This is a genomic window from Deinococcus radiopugnans ATCC 19172, from assembly GCF_006335125.1.
Lineage (GTDB): Bacteria > Deinococcota > Deinococci > Deinococcales > Deinococcaceae > Deinococcus > Deinococcus radiopugnans.
Window position 1 is genome coordinate 1 of record NZ_VDMO01000002.1, and the last position, 16,929, is coordinate 16,929.

The window sequence follows — 16,929 nt, forward strand, 5'->3', positions numbered from 1 at the left end:
GCCGCCCTACGCGCCAATGTTGAACCTGATTGAGGCCGTCTGGCGACGACTTAAGGGATTTTTGCTGCCCAGGCGCTGCTATGACACTGTCGCCGAATTGCGCAAGGCCCTCTACGCGGCCTTAACGGTTCTGGACGCTCAATTTATCTAAAAACTATTCGCGATCTACTTAGTTCAGTTTTTCCCGGATCCAGCCTGCCAGTTCGCTGATCTTGACGCGCGTCTGCGCCAGCGTGTCGCGGTCCCGCACCGTCACGGTGTCTTTCAGCGCTGGATCGGAGGTCTTGCCCTCGCCGCCGCCCAGGCCCAGGGTGTCGAAGTCCACGGTCACGCAGTACGGCGTGCCCACCTCGTCGTGGCGGCGGTAGGCCTTGCCGATGTTGCCGCTGTCCTCGTACAGCACCCGGCCCAGGCCCAGGCCCTGCAGCTCGGCCTTGATGGCCTTGGCCACCGTCGTGATCTCCTCGCGGTTGCGGGCCAGCGGAATCACCGCCACCTTGATCGGAGCCAGATGCGGACGCAACTTGAGGACGATGCGCTCGCTGCCGTTTTCCAGCGTTTCCTTCGTGAAAGCCTCGCTCAGGACGGCCAGCAGCGCGCGGTCCACCCCGGCGGACGGCTCGATCACGAACGGCACCACCGGCTTGTTGGTTTCGGGGTGCGGGATGGTCAGCTTGGCGATGGAGTCGTTGTTCTCGGTGACGGTGGCCACCAGATTCAGCTCGGCCTGCGACTTGGTATGGGACCCCAGATCGTAGTCGCTGCGGTTGGCGATGCCCTCGATTTCTTCAAAACCCAGGGTGGGGTAGTCGTACATCAGGTCGTAGGTGCGCTTGGAGTAGTGCGCGAGGTCCTCGGGCGGCACGTCCAGCAGGGCGATTTTGCTGCGCGGGACGCCCTGGGCCTCCCACCAGCTCAGGCGTTTTTCCAGCCAGTGCTCGTGCCACTGCTCGTCGGTGCCGGGCACACAGAAGAACTCGATTTCCATCTGCTCCAGCTCGCGCACCCGGAAGATGAAGTTGCGCGGCGTGATCTCGTTGCGAAAGGCCTTGCCGATCTGCGCGATGCCGAAGGGCAGGCGGCGGCTGGTCGAGTCCACCACGTTCTTGAAGTTGGTGAAGATGCCCTGGGCGGTTTCGGGGCGCAGGTAGCCGTAGCTCTCTTCATCGGCCACCGGCCCGATGGTGGTCTTGAACATCATGTTGAACGGTTTGGGCTCGGTCCAGTCGCCCACCTCGCCGGAAAAGGCGTCGCGCACGCCCGCCGCCTTCAGAACCTCGGAAGCCTTCGCGGGCTGCGCCACCAGCGCCGCCACCACCGCCGGGAAGTTGGCGGCGTCCTCGCCGATGCCCTGGGCCACCCGCTCGATCACGTCGGCCTTCTGATCCTTGACCAGATGGTCCAGGCGGTAGCGCTTGTTGTTCTTCTTGTTGTCCACCATCGGGTCCGCGAAGGTGGCCTCGTGGCCGCTGTGGCGCAGAACCATGCGGTGCATGATGATGCTGGAATCCAGGCCCTCCATGTCGTCGCGCTCGTAGACGTTGCTGCGCCACCACGCGGCCTTGATATTGTTCTTCAGCTCCACGCCCAGCGGGCCGTAGTCGTAGAAGCCCTGCAGGCCGCCGTAGATCTCGGACCCCTGAAAAATAAAGCCCCGGCGCTTGCACAGGCTGACCAGTTCTTCCATTGACGATGCGGGCATCTTGCGTCCTCCTCTACGGGCCTCGCCCATCTGGAAGCAAGAAAAACGCCCCAGACGGCCCTGAATCGGCCCGTCTGGGGACGCAAAATTCACCTCGCGCGGTTCCACCCCAGTTCCAATCGGCGGCGGTCTGCCGGGATTGGCCCTCTTTGCAACGCTCTACAGCTCCCCGCCGCCCTTCACGCGCCGCCCCTCCGCCTGACTCTCACCGTCTCAGGCTCGCTCGTGGCCGCTTGCACGCTACTCCTGCGGATCAACGCCTGCGGGCATTGTGGCCTGCGGCGGGACCGGGGTCAAGAGGGCGCGGGGGCCGGGGAACGCGCCCACCACCGCGGCGGGTCGGCGGTCAGGCAGAACGGGCGGCGCGGCTCTGACCTCCCCACGTGCTCAGCGCCAGCAGCGCGGCCCCGATGCCGCCGATGGCCAGCGCGCCCCACACGAAGCCCTGGGCGGGATGATCGCTGGGCGCGGCCAGCAGCAGCGGGCTCAGGAACTGCCCCAGGAAGATGGCGCTGCTCATGCCCGCCACGATGCGTCCCCGCCACGCGCGTGGGGTCAACTCGGCCAGCCAGGCGTTCAGGTTGGGCAGGGCCAGCCCGCCGCCCATGCCCGCCACGATCAGTCCGGGCAGCACGCCCGCGACGCTGCTGCCGGCTGCCACCACGCCCCAGCCCGCCGCCAGCAGCAGCAGGCCCAGCGCCGCCACCCGGCGGTGATCGAAGCGCCCCGAAAAGCGCGAGTACCCCAGCGCCGTCAGGGCTGCCGTCAGGGTGAACGCGCCCAGCAGCAGCCCGGTGGAGGCGGGCGACGCCCCCAGGAACTTCAGCAGAAACGGCCCCTGCGCGGGCATCAGGTAAAAGACCGCCATGTAGGCCAGCGCCAGCACGTAGATCACACTGATGGTGCCCCAGCGCGGTCTGTCCTCTGGTCCGTCGATCTGCGCCGGGCCGGGGATGCCGCGCGGCAGGCGCAGCACCAGCGGCAGCAGCAGCAGCGAGACGAGATACAGCCCGAAGGGCGCGCGCCAGCCCACGCCGGCCAGCAGCCCGCCCAGCGGCAGCAGCACCGCGCCGCCGAAACTGGTAAACGACGCCTGCTGGCTCAGGAACCGGCCGCGCGCCGCCCCCGCGAAGTAATCGTTGACCAGCGCGCCCCCGGCCGTCATGGTCCCGGCCACCGCCAGCCCCAGCACCACGCGGCCGGCCAGCAGCGCGTCCAGCGACGGGGCCACCAGGCCGCTGGCCCCGCCCAGCGCGTACAGCAGCAGCGAGACCAGCAGCACCGGCCGCCGCCCGAAGCGGTCCACCAGCAGGCCACCAACCGGCGCGCTCACGGCGATCGCCAGCCCCACGATGGTCAGCGACAGCTTAACCAGCAACGCCGCGTTGGGGTGGTCCGCAAAATGCACGGTCATGGCGGGCAATGCGGGAGAGATGGTGGCGCCCGACATGATGGTCAGGGCCGCCAGCAGCAGCAGGGTCAGGCGGGTCAGCGTGTCCGGCGGCGTCAGCGGTGAGACGCCTTCAGCGGCAGCCGGCGCCGCCGGGGTGGGGAGAGGCGCGGTCGTCCGGATCATGTCGCCAATCTAGCTTGAGAAGGTCAAGGGGTTTGCGGAGCAAAGTGACCTTCGCGGCGTGACTGCAGCGGGAACACGGGCGCAACCTACGGCGCCGCCTCGCCGGTCGGCAGCACCCAGACGTTGCGGAAACTGACGGCGCTGCCGTGGTCCTGCAGCACGATGGGGCCGGGGGCCTCCGCCTCGGCGTCGCCCAGTAGGGTGGCGCCGCTCAGGGCCACGTCGTCCTGCACCTTCTGGCCGTTCAGGTACACCGTGGCGCGGGCGTTCTCGGTCTTCTGGCCGCCGCTCCAGCGCGCGGCGCGGAAGTCGATGTCGTAGCTCTGCCACGTGCCGCTGGGCAGCGCCTCGTTGCTGCTGGCGTCGTGCTGGCCGTAGATGGCCCCCAGATCGTCCTGACCGGACAGCGCCGCCCCGAAGGAATCGAGAATCTGCACCTCGTAGCGGCCCTGCAGGTACACGCCGCTGTTGCCCCGGTCCTGTTCGCCCAGACCGGCCCGGCTGGGCGGCACGCGGAACTCCAGGTGCAGCCGGAAGTCGCCGAAGTTCTCGCGCGTGCGCAGGTCGTTGGTGTCCTGCGGATCGCCGCTGGGGCGCACGGTGGCCACGCCGCCCTGCACGTCCCAGCGCACGTCTCCTCCCCGCCGGTCCTGCCAGTCGGCCCCCAGGCTCTGCGCGGTGCTGGCCTCCCCCAGCAGCACCCGCGCGCCGGACGGGGGGCGCAGGTAGGCCAGCGGGCGCAGTTCGATGTCGCGGTACGTGATGGCCGCGCCCTCAGCCTGCAGGGCGATGCGGCCCGCGCTCAGGGGCGAGCCGTCCGGCGCACGCAGCCCGGTGGCCTGCGCGGCGAGTTGCCCGTTGACGATCTGCGTGGCCTGATCGCCCGACACCACCAGTTCCAGCGTGTTCCAGTCGGGCCGCTCCTGCACGCCGTCGGGCCGGATCAGCCGGCGGTAGTTGCCCCTGGACTCGCTGGTGGTCACCGTCTGCCCCAGCGGGTCGTACTTCAGCTCTCTGGCCGCCGTGTCCCGGACCTTGGCCGTGAAGTTGGTGCCGTCCAGCAGCCACATGTCGCCGGTGCCTCCCTCCAGAATCTGGAATTCCAGGCTGTCGGGCCAGATCTTGTTCGGGCCGGTGACGTGGTACAGGACGCCCGAATCGCGCGGTTCGTTCTCTCTCGGCGCGAATGTCCGGCTGTCCCAGCGGTACTGCAGCCGCAGACGGTAGTCAGCGTAGCGCTTGTCGGTCAGCAGGTAGCCGAACTCGCGGTCGCCGGGGGTGGGGGCCACGTCCAGCACGCGCAACTGGCCGTCCTGAACCTTGAACACACCTTCGGGGTCATTGCCCGCGCCACGCGACTTCAGCCAGGGCGACCAGCCGCCCAGGTCCTGACCGTTGAACAGCGGGGTCCAGGCGGTCTGGGGTTGCAGGACCGGTGGCAGGCCGTCCTCTTCCCCAGGCGGCGTGGGCGACGGCGTGCCCGATCCGTCGGCACAGGCCGTGAGCAGGCTGCCCAGCAGCAGGCCCAGGGCGACGCGGCGGACCCCTGGCCAGGGTAGGGCCGGACGCACCGGAACGGCTCGGCGGGAAGGCGGAAATGACGGGACGTGGGGCATGGGTCTCCTTGCAGCGGGCGGATCAGAGGGGCGCGTGAATGGCGGGAACGTGAGCTCCGGACGCGGTTCGCCAGGCTTCGGCGTGCCGCGTAACAGTCCCATCATTTCCCACTTCAGTGAGAGCCGCCGTCCACTCCCGCTCAGATTCCGTTGAGCGGCCGGCGCGCTCGGGCCGCCCAGCCGCGCCGCAGGCCGTTCAGGGCAGGATTTTCCCTGGATTCAGCAGTCCCTGCGGATCGAGCAGCCCTTTGATGCCGCGCATCAGCGTCAGCGTGTCGGCGTGCTCGCGGGCCAGGTAGGCGCGTTTGTGCAGCCCGACGCCGTGCTCGCCGGTGCAGGTGCCGCCGCGCGAAAGCGTCTCGGTGATCATGGCGTCGTAGACCCGGTTGACCCGCTCCCACGTTTCCGCGTCGTCCGGGGGCGCGTGGAACAGCACGTGGAAATTGCCGTCCCCCACATGGCCCACGATGCTGGCGTCCAGGCCCGCCGCGTCGGCCTCACGGCGGGTGAACTCCACCACCTCCGGCAGCTGGTGCAGCGGCACGCACAGGTCGGTGGTCATGTTGACGTGGCCGGGGTGCAGCGCGGTGATGGCGTAGTAGGCGTGGTGGCGGGCCTCCCACAGTTTTGCGCGTTCCTCGGCGCTGTGGGCGGCGTGCAGCCCGGTGCCCCCACCGTCGGTGACCAGTTCACGGCACAACTCCAGGGCCTCGGCCAGCGCGGTTTCACTGGGCGAGGCCAGCTCAATCCACAGCGTCGGGGCTTCAGGAAAGTCGGTGCCCTTGTGAACATTGACCGCGTGAATCTGGCGTTCGTCAATCAGCTCCAGCCGCTCGGGCTGCAGCGCCGCGCCCATGATGTCCACGGCACTCCGGGCCGCCTCGCCCAGCGTGGCAAAGTTGGCCCGCAGCACCACCAGATGGGCGGGCAGCGGCCACAGCCTGACCGTCAGCTCGGTGATCACGCCCAGCGTGCCCTCCGCGCCGATGAACAGGTTCTTGAGGTCGTAGCCGGCGCTCGTTTTGCGCGCCCGGCTGCCCACCCGGATCACCTCGCCCCCGGCCAGCGCCACCCGCAACTCCAGCACGTTGTCGCGCATGGTGCCGTAGCGCACCGCCGCCGTGCCGCTGGCGTTGGTGGACGCCATGCCGCCCAGGCTGGCCTCCGCGCCGGGATCGACGGGAAAAAAGAGGCCCAGGTGCCGCAGCTGCCGGTTCAGTTCCGGGTACGTCAGGCCCGGCTGCACGGTGGCCTGGAAGCCGCCCGCCGCCACCTCCAGCACCGCCGTCATGCCGCTCACGTCCAGCGACAGCCCGCCCGCCACCGGAATCACCTGCCCCTCCAGGCTGCTGCCCACCGCGAACGGCACCACCGGAAAGCCATGTTCGCGGGCCAGCCGCAGCGCGTCCACCACGTCCGCCTCGCCCTGCGCAAACAGGACGGCGTGGGGCCGGGCGAACTCCTGGCGGCTCTCGTCGCGGCCATGCGCGTCCAGCACGGCGGGGACGGTGCTGAGCTGCTCGCCGAAACGGGCTTGCAGGGCCTCCAGAGCGGCGGGCGAGAGGGTGTCGGGGCGGGTCAGGGTAGTCATGGGGGGGCTCCTTCGGATGTGGGCAGCGGGCAGCAGCCTTCTGCTCTCTATTTGCTATCCGCCTTCAGACGTTTTGACGTTCAGGCCCTCAGGCCCGCTCCGCTCCCACCACGTCGCGCTGCCAGCCGTGCAGCAGTTCCAGCGCCTGCAGGGGCGTCAGGCGGCCCAGATCCAGGGCGGCCAGTTCGCGGGTCAGGCGGCCATCGTCGCTGCCGGTGTTCAGGGCGGTCAGCAGCCGGGCGGCGCGGGCCGTCACCGGGGCGGGCAGGCCGGCCAGGCGCGCCACCTCCACGCCGTAGCTCTGGCGGGCCGCGCCGGGAATCACCTGATGGTAGAAGGTCAGGCCGCCGCGCCCGTCGTGGGCGCTCTCATCCTCCTCGGCGGCGACGTGCAGGTTGATCAGACCGGGATGCTCGCCCTCCAGCCGGGTCAGCTCGAAGTAGTGGGTGGCGAACAGCGTGTGCGCCCCGGTGCCGTGCAGGTGCTCCAGCGCCGCCTGCGCGATGGCGAGGCCGTCCAGGGTGGAGGTGCCGCGCCCCACCTCGTCCAGAATCACCAGGCTGCGGGCGGTGACGCCGTGCAGGATGGCCGCCAGTTCCGACATCTCCACCATGAAGGTGCTGCGCCCCCCCGCCAGATCGTCGCTGGCCCCGATGCGGGTGTGGATGGCGTCGTACACCGGCAACTCGGCCCCGTCGGCGGGCACGAAGGAGCCGATCTGGTGCAGCAGCGCGCAGAGGGCGACGGTGCGCAGGTAGGTGGACTTGCCGGCCATGTTGGGGCCGGTCAGCAGCAGCGTGGTGCGGCCCGCGCCCAGAACGGCGTCATTGGGCACGAATTTGCCGCCCGTCGCCGCCTCCACCACCGGATGCCGGGCCTGGGTCAGCCGCGCGCTGCCGTCCGCCGTCTGCGGGCGCGTCCAGCCGCAGTCGACGGCGATCTCGGCCAGGGCGGAAAGCACGTCCAGCTCGGCCAGCGCGCCCGCCGCCTCCGACAGGGCCTCGGCGTGGGCGGCCAGACTGTCGCGCAGTTCGGTGAACACCTCCAGTTCCAGCCGTTCGGCGGCCTGTTCCAGCCGGGCGATCTCGCGCTCGCGCTCGCGCAGGTCCGGGCGGGTGAAGCGGGCGCGGTCTTTCAGGGTGGCGATCTGACGGTAGTCGGCGGGCACCTTGCTCAGGTGCGGCCCGGTCACTTCCAGGTAGTAGCCGAACACGTTGTTGAAGCCCACCTTGAGGTTGCCGATCCCAGTGCGCGCCCGCTCTGAAAGTTCCAGCTCGGCCAGCCACGCGCGGTGCCCCACGGCCTCATTGCGCAATCCGTCCAGCTCCGCGTGGAAGCCGTCGCGGATCAATCCGCCGTCCCCGGCACGGATCGGCGGATCGTCCACCAGCGCGGCGCGGATGCGGGTCACGACTTCGGGCAGGCCCGCCAGCCGGGCGCGCACGCCGCCCAGCAGCCCGTCCAGCCCGTCCAGCAGCCGCACCGCCTCGGGCAGCAGTTCCAGCGTGCGGGCCAGCGAGGCGACCTCGCGCGGGGTGGCCCGCCTCACGGCAACCCTCGCCGAGAGGCGTTCCAGATCGTGCGCGCGGTACAGCAGCGAGCGCACCCCACCGCGCAGGTCGGCGGCGCGCGTCAGGGTCTCCACGCTGTCCAGCCGGGCGCGGATGCTCAGCTCGTCCAGCAGCGGGGCGCGCAGCCACGCCCGCAGGCGACGCCGTCCACCCGCCGTGCGCGTCTGGGACAAGACGTCCATGAGGGTGACGCCGCCCGGAGCCTGCGCCGTGAACAGTTCCAGCGCCCGCACCGCCGCCTCGGGCAGGCGCATGTGCGCCCCCGGCTCGAAGCGCACCGCCCGGCGCACCATGCTCAGCTCGCCCTGCTGGGTCACGCGCGCGTAGCCCAGCACCGCCCCGCAGGCCCGCCGCAGCGCCGCCGAGCTCAGGCTGCCCGGCACCTCGCCCAGCACGGTCTTCAGCTCATCGCAACAGCCGTCCTCCTCGAAGTTGGCCGGCGAGAGCATCACCGGAAAGCGGGTCTGGAAGTCCGCCATGAGCGCCGGGTTCCCGGACAGTTCCGGGGCCAGCAGCACTTCACGCGCCCGCCAGCGCGAGAGTTCGTCGTACAGCGCCGAGCGGGTGTGGAAGGCGGCGCAGCGGAACTCGCCGGTACTGACGTCCAGCAGCGCCAGCGCGTAGCCGTCCCCGGTCGCCACCGCCGCGAGGTAGTTCTCGTCGGCGCTCAGGTGCCGCTCCTCGGTCACGGTGCCGGGAGTCAGCAGCTGCGTGACCTTGCGCTCCACCAGCCCGCTGCCGGGTTCTTCCACCTGATCGGCCACCGCCACGCACACCCCGGCCGAGAGCAGGCGCTCCACGTTGCTGTCCAGCGCCCGCAGCGGAATGCCGGCCATCGGGGTGCTGAAGTCCTTGCTGCTCTTGTGGGTCAATGCGATGCGCAGCAGCCTTGCGGCGCGCTCGGCGTCCTCGCCGAAGGTCTCGTAGAAGTCACCCACCTGAAACAGCAGAATGGCGTGCGGCAGCTGCGCGGCCACCTCGTCGCGCATCCGCACGTACTGCTCCAGCATCGGCGGCAGCGCCCCGTTGCCCGTTCCCTTCAACACGCTCTGCGCCACCCGCATATGCGGCGCAGCATAGCGGGCCGGGCCGCAGGACATGGGAAGTTGAGCGGCAATGACGACAAAAAAACCGCGCCAGTGGTGCGGGATGGAAGAGGGCCGTCCTGACATCCGATGCCCGGCGGCTCCAAGAACCGTTGCAGGGGTTCCCCGCCCTATGCGGACGCCGAGCTGAACGGGTCAGCGCACGGCAGCTTCCGAACCTGGGGCTGAGGCTCTGGCCGTGAGCCGATCTGCCAACGCGACCGGCGAAATCCGGCTCAGACGTCGCAGCCCAGCGCCCGCAACAGGTCGAGATCCGTAATGGGTGGGGCGCTGACCCGCACCGGGCCGACATGTACACCAAGCGCCGCTCGGGGCACCGGCACGTTGATGACGGTGGGCAGGACCACAGGCGGCGCGGTGAACATCGAACGGAACCGGCGAATCCAGACATTCATGTCAGACACCTCGTTGAAGTCGGTTCGGAGCAGGGAGCTGACGACAGTGTAAAACTTCTCAAAAAAGCCTCACAAGCGGCGAAGTGACATTTCGCACAACAGACCCTTCGACTGGCCGACCGTTTCGGTCACGCCGGGTTGGCCCTCCGGTACCATGGGCAGATGGCATACGACCCCCGGATGGGCTACGACCCGGACCGCACGCTGAGCGACGGCGACGTGCATGACCTCAAACCCGCCGGGTGGTGGGGCGACGACGGCACGCTGTTCCGCGAGTTCACCTTTGACAGCTATCCGGCCGGGGTGGACTTCGCCGTGCGGGTGGCCGCGCTGGCCGAGCAGCAGGGCCACCACCCGGACATCCACATCTTTTACAAACGGGTGCGGCTCAACTACTTCACGCACGACGCGGGCGGCATTACCGGAGCGGACATCGCGGGCGCGCAGGCCGTCAACGATCTGGCCGATCTGGCGGCCAAGCCGCTGGACGGCGCCGAGAGTTGAGGCTGACCATTCCAGACACCGACACGCTGTGGTCCAGTCTGCCCCCGGCACGGCGGCACGAGCTGGTGCTGACCGTGGGCGCGGCGCAGCTCGACGAGCTGAACCACGTCAACAACACGGTGTACCTGGGATGGTGCGAGACGGTGGCCCGCGCCCATGCCGAGCGGCTGGGGATGAACACGGGCGCCCTGCGCGCGCTGGGGGCGGTGCCGGTGGCGCGGCAGCACGTCATCACCTACCACCGCCCGGCGCTGCTGGGAGACCGGGTGCGGGTCCGCACCGCCCTGACGGCTCACGCGGGGCTGCGCAGCGTGCGCGCCTACACCATCGACCGCCTGGAGGGCAGCGGCCCGGCGCCGCGGGCAGTCCGGCTGGCCGAGTGCCAGACCGAGTGGGTCTGGGTGGACCCGGTGACGGGCCGCCCCAGACGGACGCCGGCCGAGGTGATTCGCCGCTTCGGTTTCGAGCCGGCCCCCCAGCACCCGGATCAACCCTGAAACCCGGGGCTTGTTGCATCACTCGCACGCCGCAGCGCTGGATTTCGTGCCTTTGAAAGGTCAGAGAAAATTAATACAGCCGCCCGCTTTCTCTCTTGAGAACGGGCGATTTTCATTTCACCCGGTTCAGGAAAAGCCTGTTTTGTTGCACTTCCCAGCGTTCAAGTCCACAATAGACGTCTATGAAACTGCGGACGCTGGGCGACCTGTCCGTGGAGGGGATCACCTTCCGGCGCCAGAAGGTGCTGCTGCTCCTGGCGTACCTGTGTGCCGAGGGACCGCAGCCGCGCCGCCGCCTGGCCGAGCTGTTCTGGCCGGAGGCCGCCAACCCGATGAACAGTCTGGCGCAGCATCTGGTGCACCTGCGGACCCTGCCCGGCGCGGTGCAGGAGGACGGCAGCCGGGTCGAGGTGGGCGCGGGGATGCAGTGCGACGTGCGGCAGCTGCGCGCCCTGGCGGGAGGCAACCGGCTCGAAGAGGCCACGGCGCTGTACGGCGGCCCCTTTCTGGACACCCTGAACATTCCGCTGGGCGCGGACCTCGAAGAATGGGTGTTCGAGACGCGCGAGGCGCTGGCACGCGAGGTCCGGGGACTGTGGTTGACGCTGGCGGCGGGGGCGGCGGCGCATGGCCGCGCGGCCGACGCCGGGGAGCTGGCGGCCCGCGCCCTGAACCTCCGGGGTGCGCCGCCGCCCGATGAACTGGAACTGCCCCGGCTGCACCACCTGCTGCACCTGGCTGGACACCCGCTGGCCGCGGGCGTGGCGCGCGACGCCCACGCGCTGGGCCTGACGTTGGGCGTGGCTCCCGAGCTGGCGGCGGCGGCCTTCGTGGGCCGCGAGCAGGAGCTGGCGCAGCTCGCGCGGCTGGGGGCCGGGAAGGTTGCCTGGGTCAGCGGTCCCGGCGGCATGGGCAAGAGCGCGCTGCTGCTGGCGCTGGCCCGCTCGGGCGGCTGGACCGTGCTGAAGGCCCGCGCGGACCGCCCCTACGGCACCCTGGAGCCGCTGGCCGGTGGGACGCCGGTCACTCCCGCCGCCCCGCTGGCCCCGCTGCGTGACCCGGCCCTGCGCGTGGCGGTGGACAGCTGGGAAGGCGCGGACGACGCCACGCAGGCGGCCCTGACCCTGGCGGCCCACCAGCGGCCCGGCGCAGCCGTGGTGATCGTCTCGCGCCGCCACCCGCCCTTCGGCGTGGACCTGCACCTGGAACTGGGGCCGCTGCCCCACGCCGCGCTGGCCGGGCATGCGGGACTTCACGAGCTGACTGAGGGCCATCCCACGCTGGTGGGCGCGGCGCTGGCCGGCGAGGCCCTCGACGGCCGCCAGGGGGCCAGAATCCGCGCCCTGCCGCCGCTGGCCCGCGACATCTTCCTGCTGCTGGCCCTGCAGGAAACGCCGGACCTGCGCGCCACCGCCCGCGCGCTGGGCCTGAATGCCGCCGACTTCGCCTTGACGCTGAGCCAGCTGACTGTCGAGGGCCTGACCCGCGAGAACGGGCAGGTCTACGCCGCCGCCTTCGCCCGCGAAAAGATCGAGCGCATTCACGTTCACGCCCACCTGCTGCACCTGAAACTGGCCCGCGCCCTGCCCGACGAGACCGCGTGGCCCCACTACGCCGCGGCCGGCGACCTGTGGGAGGACGCCGATGAGGACCGCGCCGCCCGCACGGCCGCCCTGCGGGCCACCGCGCTGCTGGAACGCGGCTACCCCGGCGAGGCCGTGGCGCTGCTGGACCGCTTCACGCACCGTCCGGAACTGGCCGTGCCGCACGCCTGGGCGCTGCTGGGGGCAGGCCGCTCCGCCGAGGCCCTGGGGCGGCTGCAGACGCTGACGCCGGCCCAGCACGGCGGGGCCGTCACGGTGGCCCAGGCCACGGCCCTGGTGCGTCTGGGCCGCCACGAGGAAGCCGCCGCGCTGGCCAGAGAGGTGCGCGGCAGCGGACCCGACGCCGCGCGGGCGACGAGCGTGCTGGCCCACGCCGCCAACATTCGGGGGGCCTGGGAAGAAGCCCGCCGCCACGCCCAGATCGCCGCCGATCTGTGGCAACTGGGCGGCCATGAGGAGGAACGCCTGAACGAGCTGGTGCTGCTGGCCAAGATGAGGGTGCGGCTGGGCGCCGCGCCCGCCGACGCCTTCCGGGAAGTGCTGGAAGGCTCCAGGGGGCGGCCCAGCGTCCGGGGAACGGCGCTGGTGAACTACGCCCAGGTGCTGCTCGACGTCGGTCAGGCCGAGCGCGCAGACACGGTCATGCAGGAGGCAGTGACCGAGCTGAAGACCGCCGGGGACCGCCTGGGACTGGCCTCGGCGTACATCAATCTGGGCGTGCGCCGCCACCTGCAGGGCCGGCTGCCGGAGGCGGCCACGCTGTACCGGCAGGCGCTGGGAGAGCTTGCGGGAACGGGCAGCGTCCGGCAGATGGGGCTGGCCCTGAGCAACCTGAGCGAGATCGAGGGGGATCTGAGCGCCTTCGAGGACACCCTGGAAATGCTCACGCGGGCGGGCCAGCACGAACTCGCCGACCACATCCGGCGCAACGCCACCATCGTCGCCCCAGCCGCCGCCCACGCCCTGCGTTCCTGACGACTGACCGTGCCCCAGTCCTGGGAGGCGCCGCAGCGTCGGGCCACCGAAACCTCATTGCAACGCCTTTTGGAGGTCAGGAATGAATGGATCCAGACTCAGGCTCGGGCCGTGGCGCTGGCTGGTGGCCGGCTCTCTTTGCGTGTTGGGCGCGCTGACCACCGGTTGCGGGGAGACCGGCACCTCACCCGGCCAGAACCCGCCGGCAGCGCGGCTGTTTCCGGCCGTCGCGGCGCCCGGCGACCCGGTGTGGGTCCTGGACGCGCCGCAGCGCGCCGGCCAGCAGGGCCAGCTGCGGGTGGGCGGACAGGCGGCGGACTACCGCACCGATCTGGCCTCCGGCTGGCTGCAGTTCAGGGTGCCCGACCGGGCGGCGGGCGGCCCGCAGACGGTCACGCTGACCGCCCTGCCCCCCCAGGCCGGGCTGACCCTGACGGTGCTGCCCAGCGAATCGGCGTCGCAGGACACCGTGCTGTACGTGGCCCCGGCGGATCTGCCGGACTTCCAGAAGACTTACCGCGCCCGAGTGGAGCAGTTCTCGAAAGACTGCCAGGAGACGTGCCCGCGCGAATTGCAACAGACCCTCGGGCGTCTGGCCGCGCTGGAGCTGCCCGCGTTCCAGCCGCTGCTCTCACCGCGCACGGCTGGAGCCCTGAGCCGGCCTCCCACGCCAGCCTCGCCCGCGCCGACACCGTTGCCCCTGGCTGCCCTGAAGTTTCCCCTCCCCTCCCCCCGGACTCAGCCGAAGGAGTTCTGCGGCCAGCTGGCGGCGGCGCTGCCCACGGCGGGGCTGCCGACCGGTCAGGTGATCTCGCTGTTTGACGTGCTGTTCGGCGGAACCCTGGCCACCGACCCCTCGACGTCCGGCCACCCCACCCAGACCGAGGCCCCCTACAAGGACGAACCGCCCGGCGCCATCATCCAGAAGTTTTTGGCCGGGCCTACCGGCAGCGGCAAGGGCGTGACCATTCATGTGCTGGACACCGCGAGCAACGCCGATGACCCCTTCGTGATCGAGAGCGTGAACTACTACAACACCGTCTACCACAACCGTCCCTATCACGGCTCCATTGCGGGTCAGGTGGCACAGGTGGTCTCTCCCGGCGCAACGCTGAACTACCGGCAGGTCTGCGACAAGAACGGCGACTGTTCCACCCTGAACACCGTCAAGGCCCTGTGCGCCGTGGCCGAGGAAGCCCGCAAAGGCGGCAGGCATGTCGTGAACCTGAGTGCGGGCGGCGCATATCCGGCGCTGGGCCTGCTGTGGGCGCTGCGCGAGGGGGCGGCGACAGGGGTTCCCACGGTGGCCTCGTACGGCAACCGCGACGACTGCGCCGGGCTGGTGCCGGGGGACCGCTGCAACCACTTCCCGGCGGACTGGAGCGGACGCTTTGCCCTCTCGGCCGCTCCGCAGGCCCCCACCCTGCTGCTGAGCGTGGCGGGCTGGGACATCGGCACCTTGCAGATGGCGACGTACAACCGGGGGATGCTGGGGGGCGGCGTGATCACCCCGCCGCCCAGCGTGCAGGCCCCCGGCGAGTTCTGGTTTGGCGGCCTGCCGTACTTCGGCTCCAGCTTCGCCGCCCCGGTGGTGTCGGGCGTGCTGGCGAACTGGATGGCCTGCCAACCGGGGGTGCCGTTCCTGCCCTTCGTGAACACGCCGGGGCAGTTGCCATTGCCGCAGAGCGTGGTGCGCGCCTGTCCGTAAATAGACCAGCAAACAGCCCCTCTTCGGTGATGGAAGAGGGGCTTTGCAGAATCGAGTCCGGGCTTTAGACGCTGATCTCGGCGAAGCGGGCGTTTTCCTGAATGAACAGCTTGCGCGGCGCGACTTCATTGCCCATCAGGTCCTCAAACACTTCGTTGGCGACGATCAGGTCCTCGATGCCCACGCGCTTCATGGCGCGGGTTTCGGGGTTCATGGTGGTGTCCCACAGCTGGTCGGCGTTCATCTCGCCTAGGCCCTTGAAGCGCTGGATGTCGTACTTCTTGCCTTCCTTGTTGGCGGCGGCCACGGCTATTTTCAGGGCGTTCTCGTCGTATAGGTACGTGCCCTTCTTCTCGCGGCCCACCGTGATGCGGTAGAGGGGGGGCTGGGCGATGTACAGGTACCCGGCCTCCACGACGGGGCGCATGTAGCGGTAGAAGAAGGTCAGCAGCAGCGTGGCGATGTGCCCGCCGTCCATGTCCGCGTCGGTCATGATCACGATCTTGTGGTAACGCAGGTTGGACAGGTCGAAGTGCATCCGGTCGCCGGTGCCCTCCACGCCCGCGCCGATGGCGGCGATCAATGCGCGGATTTCAGCGTTCTTGAGGATCTTGTTCAGCTCGGCCTTTTCCACGTTCAGGATCTTGCCGCGCAACGGCAGGATGGCCTGGAAACGGCGCTCGCGCCCGCCCTTGGCGCTGCCGCCCGCGCTGATGCCTTCCACGATGAACAGTTCGGACTCGGCCGGGTCCTGCGAGGAGCAGTCGGCCAGCTTGCCGGGCAGGTCGTCGTTTTCCAGCGGGTTGCTGCGGCGCACGATGTCTCTCGCCTTGCGGGCGGCCTCGCGGGCGCGGGCGGCCTCGGCGGCCTTCTCCACGATGGTCTTGCCCACCTTGGGGTTCTCTTCCAGGAACTCGGAGAACTTCTCGCCCACGATGGCGTTCACGGCGGTCTGCGCCTCGCTGTTCAGCAGCTTGACCTTGGCCTGCGACTCGAACTGCGGCTCGCCGAGCTGCACGCTGACCACGCAGTAGATGCCTTCCAGCAGGTCGTCGCCGCTGGGCACCGGGTTGCCGGACTTGATCATGTTCTTGTCTTTGGCGTACTTGTTCAGGATGCGCGTGTAGGCGGTCTTGAAGCCGGTCAGCGGCGTGCCGCCGTCGCGGGTGCGGATCATGTTGGCGTAGGTCAGGATGTTGTCGCTGGCATACGTGTTGGCGTGGATGAACGCCACTTCCACGATCACGTCGCTGTGGGTGCCGCGCATCACGATGGGCTGGTCGTACAGCAGCTTGGTGTCGTCGGTGACCAGCGCGCGGGCAAAGTTGGCGATGCCGCCCTGCTCGTAGAACACTTCCTCGCGCACCTCGCCGGCGTGCAGGCCAGTGCGCTCGTCACGAACCACGATCTTCAGACCCGTCAGGTACGCCAGTTCCCGCAGGCGGCCCCGGATGCGGTCATAGCTGAATTGGTTGTCGAACTCCTTGAACACCCCCGCGTCGGGATGGAAGCTGACCTTGGTGGCCCACTGGACATCCCCTGGCGTGTCGCCCAGCACTTCCAGCGGGGTGGTGACCACGCCCTGCTCGAAGCGGATGTGGTGCAGTTTGCCGCCCTTGTTGACAGTCACGTCGAGGTAGGTGCTCAGCGCGTTCACCACGCTGGAACCGACGCCGTGCAGCCCGCCGGAAACCTTGTACGCGCCCTGGCCGAACTTGCCCCCAGCGTGCAACTCGGTAAAGATCACCTCGATGGCGGGGCGGCCCTCGGAGGCCATCATGTCCACCGGAATGCCGCGCCCGTTGTCGGTGACGGTGGCGCTGCCGTCGGCGTGCATAATCACGTGGATCTCGTCGGCAAAGCCGGCGGTGCCCTCGTCGATGGCGTTGTCGATGATCTCGGTCAGCAGCTGGTGGTAGCCGTCGACGCCCGTGCCGCCCTGCACGTACATGCCGGGGCGCTTGCGAACGGCCTCCAGCCCCTTCAGGACGGAGATATCGGCGGCGGTGTATTCCGCGCCCGGGCCGCCCGCAACGCGCGACTGGGCAGGCACTGTGGTGTTTTGGTCTTCAAGTTTGGTCATG

The 16,929-nt window shown here is 69.8% G+C and carries 11 protein-coding genes; 4 read left to right on the forward strand and 7 right to left on the reverse strand.

Annotation, left to right across the window (positions count from 1 at the left end; translation table 11 throughout):
* Positions 1-169 precede the first annotated feature (169 nt).
* From FHR04_RS01480 to FHR04_RS01505, 6 genes are all read right to left on the reverse strand, one after another.
* Positions 170-1,702, reverse strand: coding sequence for a glycine--tRNA ligase (locus tag FHR04_RS01480; protein WP_139400261.1), 1,533 nt, complete (start codon positions 1,700-1,702; stop codon positions 170-172).
* 346 nt (positions 1,703-2,048) lie between these two features.
* The gene (locus FHR04_RS01485; protein ID WP_139400263.1) at positions 2,049-3,278 is read right to left on the reverse strand and encodes an MFS transporter; all 1,230 of its coding nucleotides are present in this window, start codon (positions 3,276-3,278) and stop codon (positions 2,049-2,051) included.
* Positions 3,279-3,364: 86 nt separating this feature from the next.
* Positions 3,365-4,894 carry a 3-keto-disaccharide hydrolase gene (locus tag FHR04_RS01490; protein WP_170213814.1) on the reverse strand — a complete coding sequence of 510 codons (1,530 nt, stop codon included), beginning with the start codon at positions 4,892-4,894 and terminating at the stop codon, positions 3,365-3,367.
* Between the two features lie 196 nt (positions 4,895-5,090).
* Positions 5,091-6,485 carry an FAD-binding oxidoreductase gene (locus FHR04_RS01495; RefSeq protein WP_139400267.1) on the reverse strand — a complete coding sequence of 465 codons (1,395 nt, stop codon included), beginning with the start codon at positions 6,483-6,485 and terminating at the stop codon, positions 5,091-5,093.
* A gap of 88 nt (positions 6,486-6,573) precedes the next feature.
* Positions 6,574-9,120, reverse strand: coding sequence for a DNA mismatch repair protein MutS (gene mutS / locus FHR04_RS01500; RefSeq protein ID WP_139400269.1), 2,547 nt, complete (start codon positions 9,118-9,120; stop codon positions 6,574-6,576).
* A 257-nt stretch (positions 9,121-9,377) separates the two neighbouring features.
* Positions 9,378-9,557 (reverse strand): hypothetical protein, encoded by a 180-nt coding sequence (locus tag FHR04_RS01505; protein WP_139400271.1) that lies wholly within the window; start codon positions 9,555-9,557, stop codon positions 9,378-9,380.
* A gap of 162 nt (positions 9,558-9,719) precedes the next feature.
* Between FHR04_RS01505 and FHR04_RS01510 the strand changes: the two genes are divergently transcribed.
* From FHR04_RS01510 to FHR04_RS01525, 4 genes are all read left to right on the forward strand, one after another.
* Positions 9,720-10,061 carry a 4a-hydroxytetrahydrobiopterin dehydratase gene (locus tag FHR04_RS01510; RefSeq protein ID WP_052195492.1) on the forward strand — a complete coding sequence of 114 codons (342 nt, stop codon included), beginning with the start codon at positions 9,720-9,722 and terminating at the stop codon, positions 10,059-10,061.
* The gene (locus FHR04_RS01515; RefSeq protein WP_139400273.1) at positions 10,058-10,558 is read left to right on the forward strand and encodes an acyl-CoA thioesterase; all 501 of its coding nucleotides are present in this window, start codon (positions 10,058-10,060) and stop codon (positions 10,556-10,558) included. Before FHR04_RS01510 ends, FHR04_RS01515 begins: the two co-directional genes overlap by 4 nt.
* 182 nt (positions 10,559-10,740) lie before the next feature.
* Positions 10,741-13,137 carry a tetratricopeptide repeat protein gene (locus FHR04_RS01520; protein WP_139400275.1) on the forward strand — a complete coding sequence of 799 codons (2,397 nt, stop codon included), beginning with the start codon at positions 10,741-10,743 and terminating at the stop codon, positions 13,135-13,137.
* An 82-nt stretch (positions 13,138-13,219) separates the two neighbouring features.
* Positions 13,220-14,845 (forward strand): S8/S53 family peptidase, encoded by a 1,626-nt coding sequence (locus FHR04_RS01525; protein ID WP_139400277.1) that lies wholly within the window; start codon positions 13,220-13,222, stop codon positions 14,843-14,845.
* Positions 14,846-14,909: 64 nt separating this feature from the next.
* Here FHR04_RS01525 and FHR04_RS01530 read toward each other — a convergent pair whose 3' ends face one another.
* Complete coding sequence (locus FHR04_RS01530; RefSeq protein ID WP_039685096.1) at positions 14,910-16,928, reverse strand: DNA topoisomerase subunit B; 2,019 nt, start codon at positions 16,926-16,928, stop codon at positions 14,910-14,912.
* Position 16,929: the final 1 nt, after the last annotated feature.

Coding starts and splice junctions, on each gene's coding strand:
- FHR04_RS01485 (WP_139400263.1), bottom strand. CDS start 3,278: ATGATCCGGACGACCGCGCCTCTCCCCACCCCGGCGGCGCCGGCTGCC.
- FHR04_RS01505 (WP_139400271.1), bottom strand. CDS start 9,557: ATGAATGTCTGGATTCGCCGGTTCCGTTCGATGTTCACCGCGCCGCCT.
- FHR04_RS01525 (WP_139400277.1), top strand. CDS start 13,220: ATGAATGGATCCAGACTCAGGCTCGGGCCGTGGCGCTGGCTGGTGGCC.
- FHR04_RS01490 (WP_170213814.1), bottom strand. CDS start 4,894: ATGCCCCACGTCCCGTCATTTCCGCCTTCCCGCCGAGCCGTTCCGGTG.
- FHR04_RS01495 (WP_139400267.1), bottom strand. CDS start 6,485: ATGACTACCCTGACCCGCCCCGACACCCTCTCGCCCGCCGCTCTGGAG.
- FHR04_RS01510 (WP_052195492.1), top strand. CDS start 9,720: ATGGCATACGACCCCCGGATGGGCTACGACCCGGACCGCACGCTGAGC.
- FHR04_RS01530 (WP_039685096.1), bottom strand. CDS start 16,928: ATGACCAAACTTGAAGACCAAAACACCACAGTGCCTGCCCAGTCGCGC.
- FHR04_RS01520 (WP_139400275.1), top strand. CDS start 10,741: ATGAAACTGCGGACGCTGGGCGACCTGTCCGTGGAGGGGATCACCTTC.
- mutS (WP_139400269.1), bottom strand. CDS start 9,120: ATGCGGGTGGCGCAGAGCGTGTTGAAGGGAACGGGCAACGGGGCGCTG.
- FHR04_RS01480 (WP_139400261.1), bottom strand. CDS start 1,702: ATGCCCGCATCGTCAATGGAAGAACTGGTCAGCCTGTGCAAGCGCCGG.